The sequence below is a fragment of the Intestinibacter sp. genome (assembly GCF_022780145.1).
Classification (GTDB): Bacteria; Bacillota; Clostridia; order Peptostreptococcales; family Peptostreptococcaceae; genus Intestinibacter.
Window position 1 is genome coordinate 1 of the sequence record NZ_JALEXO010000029.1, and the last position, 12,072, is coordinate 12,072.

Consider the following 12,072-nt stretch of genomic DNA (forward strand, 5'->3'; position numbering starts at 1 on the left):
TGGTGGAAACAAAAAGAAGAATTTGAAAGCTTCAACGGTCCAATACTTATGACTACAAACTGTTTAGTACCACCAAAGGATAGCTACAAGGATAGAGTTTATACAACAGGAGCAGTTGGATTTGAAGGGTGCAAGCATATAAATGGAAATAGCGAGTCAGATAAAGATTTTACTGAAATAATAGAACATGCTAAAAAATGCCCACCACCGACAGAAATAGAAACAGGTGAAATCGTAGGTGGATTTGCACATAACCAAGTGCTAACACTAGCTGATCAAATAGTAGAAGCAGTAAAATCTGGAGCAATTAAAAAATTCTTCGTAATGGCAGGCTGTGACGGAAGAGCTAAATCTAGAAATTACTACACAGAATTTGCAAAAGCTCTACCAAAGGACACAGTAATACTTACAGCAGGTTGTGCAAAATATAAATACAACAAATTGGATTTAGGAGATATAGGTGGAATTCCTAGAGTGCTAGATGCAGGACAATGTAACGACTGTTATTCACTTGCTGTTATAGCTTTAAAATTAAAAGAAGTATTCGGTCTTGACGATATAAATGATCTTCCAATAGCATTTAATATAGCTTGGTATGAACAAAAAGCTGTTATAGTATTATTATCATTATTATATTTAGGAGTTAAAAATATACATCTAGGACCAACTCTTCCAGCATTCTTATCACCAAATGTCGCTAAGGTATTAGTTGAAAACTTTGGTATAGGTGGAATATCTACTGTAGAAGAAGATATAAAAATGTTTATGGAATAGAAATATAAAAGCCCCTCATCTCAATTGAGAGGGGGGACTTTTTATTCGTCTAAAATTTTAAATAGAGCTTCTAAGTCTAAAATTTTTATTGTATCTTTAGAATAATCTATGATGTTGAGCTCTTTCATATTGATAAGCTCTCTAGATAAAGAAGGTCTGGGTACTCCTAGAGTTTCAGCGAGCTTTTGTTTGGTCATGCTTATATTAATAAATTTACTGCCTTGCTTTTGGTACTCGTCTAAGATGTAATTACTGATTTTTTGGCGAATACTATTGTAGGATAATCTTTCTATAGATTTATTTAAAATTAAAATTTTATTGCTTAAATCCTTTAGAAACATTTCTAAAAAATCGGCATGAGTATAACAAAATTTTATAAAATTTTCTTTTGAGATAAATAATATCTCAGATTTTGAAGAAGATATTACAGTCGCAGGGTACTTGTTTACATCGGAAAATACAATTACCTCTCCAAATAGTTGACCTGGACCAACTGAAGTCATCTTGACGACTTTATTGCTCAACATTCGCTTAATATCTAGGGTACCCTTTAATATAATACCTATGTATTTACATTCATCACCTTCAAGTGCTATGATTTCTTTCGCAGAGAATGTTTTAATTGTATAATCTATATCTTTAAATAAATTTAAAATTTCTTCGGGCTTCATATCGTAAAACATGTTAATTTACCACCTTTAAAATATTATTATAAGAAAATCTTTATCCTAAAGAGGCATAATGTTGATTTCCTATGTATTATAAAATAATACCACTTAATAATAGTTATAATCAATTTTTTTCATATGAGTTATAAAGTATTCCATAAATGTAAATACTAAAAAGGTATTTAATATAGGATTATTATATATAAAATAGGGAGGCAGAGGCATGAGTGCAATTGAACTTATGAAAAACGAACACGAATATATAAAAAGGATGTTATCAGTAGTCAGAAATATGTGTATGGAATTTATAGACAATAATAAATTAGAGTATGGAGATTTTCTAAACGTAATAGATTTTATTAGGAATTTTGCAGATGGTCATCATCACAATAAAGAAGAAATAATTTTATTTAATAGAATGGTAGATAATATTGATACAATTGGAGAAAAATTAATTACACATGGTATGTTGGTAGAGCACGATTTAGGACGATTATACGTATCTAATCTCGAAAAATCATTAAATCAATTTAAGTCAGGCGATTGTGAAGCTAAACTAGATATAATTGCAAATGCAGTTTCTTATACTAACTTGCTTAAGTCTCATATAGACAAAGAGGATAGAGTTATATTTGAATTTGCAAATAGAGAATTAGATAGAGATATTTTAGATGTTGTAGATAGAGAATGTGATAAATATGAATTTGAAAACCGACAAGTTAGAGAAAAATATATAGATTTATTAGAAAATCTTGAATTAAAATACCTAAAATAGTTAAAGATAAATATTAGCAAATATATCATTAAATGATTGATATAAATAAAAAATAGAGGTGAATTTTATGATAACAAAAGATATGACTATAGGAGAAATATTGAGAATGAAACCAGATGCTGCAGAGGTTTTAATTGGCATGGGTATGGGATGTTTAGGCTGTCCTTCTGCACAAGTTGAGACTTTAGAGGAAGCTTGTAAGGTACATGGACATGATGTAGAAGATATTTTAGCTCAATTAAACAAATAGGATATTTAACCCTCAGTGGGCTAGTTCCCACTGAGGGTTGTTATTTATTAAAGCCTACTACATAAAAAGTTCTGGTTGCTTTTGTTCAGAACAAGTTAACATCAAAAATCCTTTGAATTCTTTGAATTTATTGTACATTTCAGATGTCATAACTTTAGCATTTTGTGGGCATACTTTTACACATGCACAACAATGTATGCATTTTGATATATCAGTTATAAGTTTAGGATTTCCTTTATCTATTATACCCATAGGACAGACATCTTTACATGAACCGCAGTCATTGCAGTTGTCTAATGTTTCTGGTTCCCATTCAATCGTAGCAGAAGCTGATTCTTTGTAAGGACGATTTCCTGGAATATTTATTTTTTCAAAGTCATTTACAGAATTTATATTTTGTATTTTTTGTTTTGATTTTAATGCAAAGTCTTTTGCTATATTTAAGTCATCGTCGTTAGGACGACCACCTGCTATTTCAGCGCCAAATGAATGCTCACCTATAAACGCTCCAGCAGATACTATCTTAAATCCACCTTCTTCAAGATAATCTGATAATTCTAAAAGAGCATCCTCGTAATCTCTATTACCGTATACAACTACGGGGATACATAGTGTATTATTAGCTTTTAGATTTTTTACGAATTCTTGTACTAGATAAGGTATTCTACCTCCATATACAGGCATACCAATTATTAAAAGTTCATCTTCTTTAAAATTTTCAACCTTTTTTGTTCTATCGAATGTTATATCGTAAGTATTTATTTCACTGGAAAATACATTTGCTATAGTTTCAACTATAGTTTTTGTTGTATTTGTAGGGCTGAAATATATAGTACTTATTTTGTTTAATTTCATATTATCATCCTCCTAATTCCTAAAAATGTAAAAAAAATTTATTATAAATTTATTATAAAATATATGGTGTAATATAGCAAAATTTGTTATTATATATTGTATACATAGAAAAGTTTGAAAATTGTAAATAATTAAAAAATAGCAGAGGAGACAGTTTTTATGGAGAAAACGAATATAAAATGGGATGAACTAGGATTTAACTATGGATATGTAGATAATATATATGTATCTTATTGGAAAGATGGAAAATGGGATGAAGGAAAGATACAACAAGGAGATAAAATATCTATAAGTGTAGGAGCTACAGCTCTACATTATGGACAAGAATGCTTCGAAGGATTAAAGGCATATTCAACAAAAGATGGATCTATACAATTATTTAGACCAGATATGAATGCAAAAAGACTTCAAGATAGCTGCAAAAGAATATTAATGCCTGAAGTACCAGTTGATAAATTTATAGATGCGTGTATTCAAGTTGTAAAAGCAAATGAAAAATACGTACCACCATATGGAACAGGTGCTACATATTATTTAAGACCATTTATGATAGGTTGTGGAGATAATATAGGTGTTGGACCAGCTCCAGAATATTTATTCTGCATATTTGGTATACCAGTAGGACCATACTTCAAAGGTGGATTTAAGCCAGTTTCAATGACAACTGCTAAATACGATAGAGCAGCACCATGGGGAACTGGAGCTACTAAGGTTGGTGGAAATTACGCAGGTAGTTTACTTCCTCATAAAATAGCAAATGAAGAAGGTTATTCTGATTGTATATACTTAGACCCAGCGACTCACACTAAGATAGAAGAAGCAGGAGCTGCAAACTTCTTTGGTATAACTAAAGACAACAAATTTATAACTCCAAATTCACCATCTATCCTACCAAGTATAACTAGAAATTCATTATTAACAGTTGCTAGAGATTACTTAGGTATGGAAGCAATAGAAGGCGAAATATTAATAGATGATATAGATCAATTTGTAGAAGTAGGTGCTTGTGGTACAGCTGCAGTTGTTGCACCAATAGGAAGCATATTCTACAACGACAAAGAATACATATTCCACAGCAAGGAAGAAGCTGGACCAGTTATCACTAAATTATATGAAACTCTATATGGAATACAATTTGGTGATGTAGAAGCTCCAGAAGGATGGATAGTAAAAGTTAAATAAAAATAAATAATGGCTGCTATAGGAGGACGATCTCTTATAGCAGTTTTTTTATGGAAAATTTCGATAGACAAAATTGGTTTATCGTGATAAACTTAAAATAAATATAGGTTTATTACAATAAACCAAAAGGAGGATGGGAATTATGGATTATAAATTATTCGATGCGGAATATAAATTTATGAATATTATCTGGGAAGAGGAACCCGTTAAATCAGGTGATCTAGTTAAATTATGCAATGAAAGACTTGGTTGGAAAAAATCTACTACATATACCGTACTGAGAAAATTATCTCAAAGAAATTTTGTGAAAAATGAAAATACAATAGTGACATCCTTAGTTAAAAAGGAAGAAACTCAAAAATACGAAAGTCATGAGGTTGTCGATAAATCATTTGGTGGTTCGCTACCTAAATTCTTGACTGCATTTTTTGGAGATAAGAAAATTTCTAAAAAGGAAGCAGATGAGTTGAAGAAGCTGATAGATTCTTATAAAGAAGATTAGAAAAGAGAGGGCTTAACATGTATTTATTAGAGAATATATTTAAAAATATATTGGATATGAGTATAACTGCGAGCTATGTTGCGATTGTAGTTATTATTATTCGATTTATCATCAAAAAAGCTCCTAAAGGATTTTCTTTTGCCCTTTGGATAGCTGTTTTATTTAGGCTGGTGTGTCCTATATCATTTATTTCTAAATTAAGCTTATTTAATTTGGTTAATAGAGATGGATTTAGAAAAATAGATGGAGCTTCTAAAAATATAACTGTAAACAATAGTATTTCTAATATTTCGATGACTCAAGCTACAAATAACAATATAGTAGAGCATACGGTCGATAATACTCAAGGCTTTGAAATTAATTTTACGCAGATAGCAGCAATTTTATGGTTAATAGGTATTCAAATATTAATTGTGTATTTTATTGTGTCGTATATAAAGATTAATTCGAGAATAAAAATGGCTACATTGTACGATGAAAATATATACGAAAGCGATCAAATAGATACAGCATTTGTATTTGGATTATTTAGACCTAAAATATATATACCTACAAATACTACTGATCAGGAAAAAATCTACATAATCGAACATGAAAAAGTGCATTTGAGAAGGAAGGATTATTTGATAAAAATAATAGCATTTTTACTTTTAGCAGTGCATTGGTTTAATCCAATTATGTGGATAAGCTTCATGCTTATGACTAGAGACATGGAGATGTCCTGTGATGAAAAGGTAATGAAGAATTTAGGAGAAGATATAAGGGCTGATTATAGCTATTCACTTTTGAATTTAGCTGTTAATAGAGGTAATACGTTTAATGTGCCAATTTCGTTCTCTGAAAACAGTATTAAATCTAGAATAAAAAATATTTTAGGTTATAAAAAACCTAAAAAGTCAGTGATTTTGATAGTTGTATTGTTAATAGTCGCTTCTACGTTATTTTTAATATCTAATCCTAAAAATAACGATTTAGATAATTCAGAGTCGCTAGTTAAAAATATAGAAGCATTAAAACAAAAAAGTGAAAATAAAAATGTACTAGTTGATGATTTATCGGATTTAACTGACTTTGAGTGGGATTATTTGTATAGCTTTTCTCCATATGCGTCTAAAGAGGATATAGAGAGCGCTATAGGTTTTAAATCTAATAAAATACGAGAAGGCTTAAATGAAGGTATGAATCAAATTGTTTTTATAAAAGATAAAGAAATAGTATGCTATATTTACGGATATCCAGATGATAGTGTGTATTTCGATTTTAATAACTTCTACGATGGAGCTGGGGCATATAGTAAATATGCAAATTCATTATATGTAAATTCTACAAAATACATACAATTATCTAGTAAAGGGAAACACAAGTTTTTACTAAATCAAGATGACGATTACTTAAAAATGTCGTATATGGTGGAAGTTCCACCACAACAAACGCAAATATATACAGGTGGAGATGAGATGGTAGAGCAAGATTATACTTATGATAAACTTCTAATATCAAGTGATGATATTGCAATTGTAAAGAAAAACACTACTGAAGAGGAAATTTCAAAAATATTATTTATGGAAAATATCAAGTTCAAAAAAATGTATTCTGAAAATGGAGATAGTACAGTATCAGATTGCGTAATAAAGAACCTTAAATTACAGGAACGTTTAGGCAGCGATAAATTTAGGGTAGAGATGGATTTTGATTTAAAAATGGCTCCGGGATTTGAAAAGTTTCATGCAGGAAATGGAGTACCTACAGATGACGGCTGGTGTGTGGACAAATATAATTTATTAGATATAGAAAAGATAGATAAAGACACATATATGATATCAGATAGTTATACTGGATAGAAATTTTGAGGGGAGGGAAATACATGGATTTTTTAGAGCTAGTGTTCAATGAAGCAATAAATATGACTAAAATTGGTTCAGTGTTGTTTTTAATAATATTAATAGCTAGATACATGCTGAGTAGATTTCCTAAGATATATTCATATTTACTGTGGATAGCTTTATTTGTAAGATTACTGATACCGATGAATTTAAGCATTTCGATGGGATTGATAGTTTTAAGAAACTTCAAAAAAAACATAAACACGAATACACTTCAAAATATATCGGATGGAGTAGTAAGGGAATACAGTTCATCTAATGATGTAATATCGACTTTAGATTTGCACAGAAGTACAATGCAGTATTTTTTATGGTTTGTGATAATTATATGGATAATAGGAATGATCATGATTGGAGCTTACAGCATAATTTCATATATAAAGATGAGAAAAAAACTGAGCACAGCTACGATTGTAAAGGACAATATTTACGAGACAGATATGATAAACTCTCCCCTTGTATTTGGATTTTTTAAGCCTAGAATATATATTCCTACAGAGCTCAATGAAATGGAGAAGCTGTATTTAATACGACATGAAAAAATACACATAGATAGATTTGATTATATTTTGAAACAAGTGTATTTTTTAGCAGTAATTATACATTGGTTTAATCCACTTATATGGAAGGCTTTTTCGCTTATGAGTGAGGATATGGAGATGTCTTGTGATGAGAGGGTTATGAAGGATTTTAGAGGGACTATAAAGGTCGATTACAGTAATTCATTATTGGAATTTGCTGCATTTTCTTCGGATTACTTATACTCTCCTATAGCTTTTGGAGAAATTTATATCGAGAAGAGAATAAAAAATATACTAAATTATAAAAAGGTAAGATACAAGACATATAAAGTTATTTATATAGCTTTTATATTTTGGGCGGTATTTACTGTATCTAATCCAAGTGCATACCAGTTATATAATAATGGTGAGTATGGATCATTAGAGCAAGATTTTTCGATATATGAAAATGAAGAATACGATAATCACACAAGAGAAATTATATCTATAAAGCAGAGTATAGCTGATTTTAAGTCAACAGGAAATATAAAAGACATTTATATCTATGATATACAGAAGATAGGTAATAATTTAATAGTTGGTTTTTCATCAGAATATAAAATTGGTGTGTGCGTGTTTAAAACTACAAAAGAAGGGATGTCACCTATATACGTTCAATTAAAAAAAGGAATTATAAAGCACGAACCAATTGATATATCAGGGGGAGTATTTATTATAGATTACGGTAAGAATTTAGAGAAAAAAGCTTTGGTTTTAGTCTGTAATGGAAGTGATTCTATAGATGCAAAGGTTTATTTAAACAAAAAAGTCGTGGCAACTGCTCATACTGAGTTGAATGAAGTCGACATGGATATAATAGATTTGACTAAATTTAAAGACGAGGATTTGGAGTTTAAATATTTTGACAGCAGAGGCAAAGAAATAGATATGAATAACTTTGTAAAATACGATGTTTTAGGTTTGGAGATTTAATTATGGATATTACAATAACAGACGAAATTTTATTTCAATTGCTTAATACTATATTATATATAGGTATTATAGCGATTGTATATAATTATTTAAAAAATATACATAATATAGAAGAAGATAGAGATATTATAAAAAATAAAACGAGAAAAAATAAATTTTCTCAAAGGAAAAAAATAATCTGCTATATGGGATTAGTAATTGCGTTCATTTTAATGGCAAGAGATAATAGCTCAGAAATATTAATAGATAAAATATTTAGACCCATTAAGGGAGATACATGGTCATTTTATTATGCTTCAATAATTACAGTGATAATTACGTATTTTAGTATAAAAGGGATTAATGAGGAATCAGAGTTTGATCTTATAAATACACCATTTAAAAGATGCATTGCGGTTGTGGCATTAATGTATCTTTTTTCTAAAGTATGGGATTTGATAGTTATGTGTTTGTAGTAAATAAACCTTAGAAGATAAAGGTGAGCTTCTAAGGTTTTACTTTTTGATAATACAAATCTACGATTTTCTTTTGGTGTAATCGTATTTGGTTTTTCACATCTATAATATAGGATACGACAACTAAAATTAAAAATTCAAGTTTAAATACAAAGAATAAAGGTAAAAGTACAGCTAGCATAAATAGTCTAACGTATAATACTTTTTTACTGCGAGTTAGGATATAATCCTGTATTATTATAATCGAATCCCTAAATAAATAATAGAAAGCTAAGTATTCTATTGAAATCAATATTACTCTTAAATAAATAAAATCGATTTTTACATTGAGTATATTTAATAGCTCTACAATAAAAATATAAATGGCGCAGGCATAAAAAGTACTTCTCCTTAAGCATAAAAATCTATTAAATGCTTTTAAATTTCTGAAGATATAGTATTTTTTCTCAGCGTTTTGAGTTAAAATCTTCAATCTCTTTCCTAAAAATAATGATATATAGTATATACAAAAGCACATACCGCCTACATAAAAAGCTATTAACAGGTAGATGAAAAAATTGAGATAATTTTTGTAAGGAAACCAAGCTGCCATTTCCTTAAATTCTGTGATTAAACTATATCCAGTTAAACCTTTAGTATATAAATCTACCAACAAAATAGTGAAGGTTCCCAATATAGATGCAAAGAATATATCCTCCATAAGGATACTGTCCTTGTCCATAAAATACGCACAGATTACCCCTAGTAAAAAGCTTTGACTTATAAATAGAGCTCCTGCCAAATCTCCAACTACCATAAATACTAATAAAACTGAAACTATTCCGCTTAATATAGTGTATTTTCCGCCACATTTTAAATAAACAAGCGCAAAGAAAATAGGTACAGCAAAATCTAAATAAATCCCATATCCAAGTCCCGTCGACAACGCAAAAATCGTGATCACTACGAATAAAGAAGTAAGGATAGATGCAAGTGTTAAATTTTTTACTGAATCATTCATATAAATATTGTCTCCTATTATAAAAATTTAATTAACATTCAAATTGTCTAATACTAATTGTTTTGTCACTCAACTTCTATTATATATAATTAATATGAACTATTTAATAATAAATCTTGCCATTTTTATGAAAAAATATAATGATATATAAAATAATTTGGGAAATATATGGCTATTTCCATATAGAATAGGTCAATTTGGAGGAGCTGCTTTCTTGATACCTTACATAATCTTTGTAGTACTTTTGGGAGCTACAGGTTTGATGGGTGAATTTGCATTTGGTAGAATGACTCAACAAGGGCCTATAGGAGCCTTCGATGAGGCTTTAAAGACTAGAGGTAAAAAGGGAGGTAAAATATTAGGAGCAATTCCAGTAATAGGAACATTTATAATAGCTATAGGATATGCAATAGTAGTTGGATGGTTTATACGCTTTTTTGTGGGATATATAACAGGAAGTGCGATGAATGCTGCAGATCCTGGAGCTTATTTTGGACAAATTGCGGGTCCATTTGGAAGTGTACCATGGCATTTTATCGCTTTATTATTAGTATTAATAGTACTTTTATTTGGTATATCTTCTGGTATAGAAAAAATAAACAAGGTTATGATGCCTGCGTTTTACGTTTTATTCTTAGTACTTTTTGTTAGAGTATGTACATTAGATGGAGCTGTAGACGGATTTAAGTACTTGTTTATACCTAAATGGGAATACTTATCTCAGCCAAAAACATGGATATATGCTTTGGGACAAGCATTCTTCTTATTATCGCTTTCAGGATCTGGCATGCTTGTATATGGAAGCTATTTGAGTAGAGATATGAATATAGTAGATGGAGCTAAAAAGACTGTAATATTTGACACACTTGCAGCTTTGATAGCAGCAGTTGTTATAATACCTTCAGTATTTGCATTTGGACTAGACCCAGCATCTGGACCACCGCTTTTATTTATAACTTTGCCAGCTATATTTAAAGTAATGCCTTTTGGTAGATTATTTGCGATATTATTCTTTATATCATTGATATTTGCATCAATAACTACTCTTGTATGTCTATTAGAGGTTCCAATAGAAGCTGTACAAAGTAATTTAAAATTAAACAGAAAGGTAGCTGTAGTATCTATTTGTGCGATAACATTTGCGATAGGGTTATTTGTTGAAAATGGAGATGTTTTAGGTCAATTATTAGACTTCTCATCTATCTACATAGCACCACTTGGAGCATTTATTGCCGCTGTGATGTTCTTCTGGGTAATAGGAATAGATAAGGCTAAGTCTGAAATAGAAACAGGTGCAAATCATGAATTAGGAAATTGGTTCAAACCGATGGCTAAGTATGTATATGTATTTATCGCTATATTTGTATTTGTAGCGGGAATATTATTAGGTGGTATTGGATAATTTAAATATATATTTTATATAATAACTAAAAGAGCATTGCGATTATGTGGCAATGCTCTTTTAGTTGAAATAAGATTATTTATTGAAAGATCTATTATGGCTAAAATGACCTGAGTTAGGTTTAGCACCTATTGCAGCAGTCCATCTATTTGTATAATTAAAGAATCCAACTACATATGAAGCTTCAAGTATTTCGTGATCGTTAAAACCAACTGCTTTTAGATTTTCAAATTGAGTTTTGTCTATTTCTCTAGGCTTTGTAGTAAGAAAATATGCAAAATCACAAAGAGCACGTTGCTTGTCTGTAAGATTAGCTATTCTATAATTATATGTAAGTTCATCTACCCATTCAGGATCCTTAGTAAGACCGCGAAGTATATATCCATGTGTAGATAGGCAATATGCGCATCCATTAGTAGATGAGACTACAAGTCCTATCATTTCTTTATCTATACGGCTCAAATAAGTAGTTTCTTCGTCGAATAAAGAGTTTTTAAAATTTAAAAATGCTTTATATTGTTTATCATTAAGGGGAAGAATTTTAAATAAATTATTTATAAATCCCCAATTTTTTTCCATTTTTTCTACATTTGCATCAAAAATTTTCTGATTTTCTGGATCTATTTCATCTTTATTTGGTTTTTGTAAAAAAGATAACTGTTCATCATATTCGTAAGACATTTTAATTTTATCCGTTACTGAAAACTTATAAAAATCTATAAAAAATTATAAAATTTTATGTTTCATTCCTTTTTCAACGTATCTGCTTTTACTATAAATAAATTTATAGCTACTTGCATTTGATATAATACTCCAAAGGCTTAAATTCCCGA

General features: G+C 29.7%; 13 protein-coding genes. 9 read left to right on the top strand and 4 right to left on the bottom strand.

Translation table 11 applies throughout. From position 1 onward, the window contains the following. On the top strand, positions 1-774 hold a 774-nt coding region (gene hcp / locus MR593_RS01070; protein ID WP_290686020.1), incomplete at its 5' end, for a hydroxylamine reductase. 41 nt (positions 775-815) lie between these two features. On the opposite strand, the gene MR593_RS01075 is transcribed toward hcp, so the two are convergent. After that, complete coding sequence (locus tag MR593_RS01075) at positions 816-1,457, bottom strand: Crp/Fnr family transcriptional regulator (RefSeq protein ID WP_290686022.1); 642 nt, start codon at positions 1,455-1,457, stop codon at positions 816-818. A gap of 208 nt (positions 1,458-1,665) precedes the next feature. On the opposite strand from MR593_RS01075, the gene MR593_RS01080 reads away from it, so the two are divergent. Next, the gene (locus MR593_RS01080) at positions 1,666-2,217 is read left to right on the top strand and encodes a hemerythrin domain-containing protein (protein WP_290686024.1); all 552 of its coding nucleotides are present in this window, start codon (positions 1,666-1,668) and stop codon (positions 2,215-2,217) included. 67 nt (positions 2,218-2,284) lie between these two features. Then, positions 2,285-2,467 carry a DUF1858 domain-containing protein gene (locus MR593_RS01085; protein ID WP_290686027.1) on the top strand — a complete coding sequence of 61 codons (183 nt, stop codon included), beginning with the start codon at positions 2,285-2,287 and terminating at the stop codon, positions 2,465-2,467. 57 nt (positions 2,468-2,524) lie between these two features. Here MR593_RS01085 and MR593_RS01090 read toward each other — a convergent pair whose 3' ends face one another. Further along, on the bottom strand, positions 2,525-3,322 hold the full coding sequence (locus tag MR593_RS01090) for an EFR1 family ferrodoxin (RefSeq protein WP_290686029.1): 798 nt from the start codon (positions 3,320-3,322) through the stop codon (positions 2,525-2,527). Positions 3,323-3,460: 138 nt separating this feature from the next. On the opposite strand from MR593_RS01090, the gene MR593_RS01095 reads away from it, so the two are divergent. From MR593_RS01095 to MR593_RS01115, 5 genes are all read left to right on the top strand, one after another. Beyond that, positions 3,461-4,504, top strand: coding sequence for a branched-chain amino acid aminotransferase (locus MR593_RS01095; protein ID WP_290686045.1), 1,044 nt, complete (start codon positions 3,461-3,463; stop codon positions 4,502-4,504). 142 nt (positions 4,505-4,646) lie between these two features. Continuing rightward, positions 4,647-5,006: a BlaI/MecI/CopY family transcriptional regulator gene (locus MR593_RS01100; RefSeq protein WP_331474705.1), complete on the top strand. Its 360-nt coding sequence runs from the start codon at positions 4,647-4,649 to the stop codon at positions 5,004-5,006. A gap of 17 nt (positions 5,007-5,023) precedes the next feature. Then, positions 5,024-6,847, top strand: coding sequence for a M56 family metallopeptidase (locus MR593_RS01105; protein WP_290686030.1), 1,824 nt, complete (start codon positions 5,024-5,026; stop codon positions 6,845-6,847). Between the two features lie 23 nt (positions 6,848-6,870). Continuing rightward, positions 6,871-8,382 carry a M56 family metallopeptidase gene (locus tag MR593_RS01110; protein WP_290686033.1) on the top strand — a complete coding sequence of 504 codons (1,512 nt, stop codon included), beginning with the start codon at positions 6,871-6,873 and terminating at the stop codon, positions 8,380-8,382. Positions 8,383-8,384: 2 nt separating this feature from the next. Further along, positions 8,385-8,837 carry a hypothetical protein gene (locus MR593_RS01115; protein WP_290686035.1) on the top strand — a complete coding sequence of 151 codons (453 nt, stop codon included), beginning with the start codon at positions 8,385-8,387 and terminating at the stop codon, positions 8,835-8,837. A gap of 31 nt (positions 8,838-8,868) precedes the next feature. Here the strand turns inward: MR593_RS01115 and MR593_RS01120 are convergent, their stop codons facing one another. Further along, complete coding sequence (locus tag MR593_RS01120; RefSeq protein ID WP_290686038.1) at positions 8,869-9,837, bottom strand: DUF2232 domain-containing protein; 969 nt, start codon at positions 9,835-9,837, stop codon at positions 8,869-8,871. Positions 9,838-9,994: 157 nt separating this feature from the next. Between MR593_RS01120 and MR593_RS01125 the strand changes: the two genes are divergently transcribed. Next, positions 9,995-11,239, top strand: coding sequence for a sodium-dependent transporter (locus tag MR593_RS01125; protein ID WP_290686040.1), 1,245 nt, complete (start codon positions 9,995-9,997; stop codon positions 11,237-11,239). A 75-nt stretch (positions 11,240-11,314) separates the two neighbouring features. Here the strand turns inward: MR593_RS01125 and MR593_RS01130 are convergent, their stop codons facing one another. After that, positions 11,315-11,920 (bottom strand): peroxidase-related enzyme, encoded by a 606-nt coding sequence (locus MR593_RS01130; protein ID WP_290686043.1) that lies wholly within the window; start codon positions 11,918-11,920, stop codon positions 11,315-11,317. Positions 11,921-12,072: the final 152 nt, after the last annotated feature.

Bases quoted from the DNA above. Each gene is read 5' to 3' on its own strand.
- MR593_RS01110 (WP_290686033.1), top strand. From the start codon at position 6,871: ATGGATTTTTTAGAGCTAGTGTTCAATGAAGCAATAAATATGACTAAA.
- MR593_RS01130 (WP_290686043.1), bottom strand. From the start codon at position 11,920: ATGTCTTACGAATATGATGAACAGTTATCTTTTTTACAAAAACCAAAT.
- MR593_RS01075 (WP_290686022.1), bottom strand. From the start codon at position 1,457: ATGTTTTACGATATGAAGCCCGAAGAAATTTTAAATTTATTTAAAGAT.
- MR593_RS01090 (WP_290686029.1), bottom strand. From the start codon at position 3,322: ATGAAATTAAACAAAATAAGTACTATATATTTCAGCCCTACAAATACA.
- MR593_RS01120 (WP_290686038.1), bottom strand. From the start codon at position 9,837: ATGAATGATTCAGTAAAAAATTTAACACTTGCATCTATCCTTACTTCT.
- MR593_RS01115 (WP_290686035.1), top strand. From the start codon at position 8,385: ATGGATATTACAATAACAGACGAAATTTTATTTCAATTGCTTAATACT.
- MR593_RS01105 (WP_290686030.1), top strand. From the start codon at position 5,024: ATGTATTTATTAGAGAATATATTTAAAAATATATTGGATATGAGTATA.
- MR593_RS01100 (WP_331474705.1), top strand. From the start codon at position 4,647: ATGGATTATAAATTATTCGATGCGGAATATAAATTTATGAATATTATC.
- MR593_RS01080 (WP_290686024.1), top strand. From the start codon at position 1,666: ATGAGTGCAATTGAACTTATGAAAAACGAACACGAATATATAAAAAGG.
- MR593_RS01085 (WP_290686027.1), top strand. From the start codon at position 2,285: ATGATAACAAAAGATATGACTATAGGAGAAATATTGAGAATGAAACCA.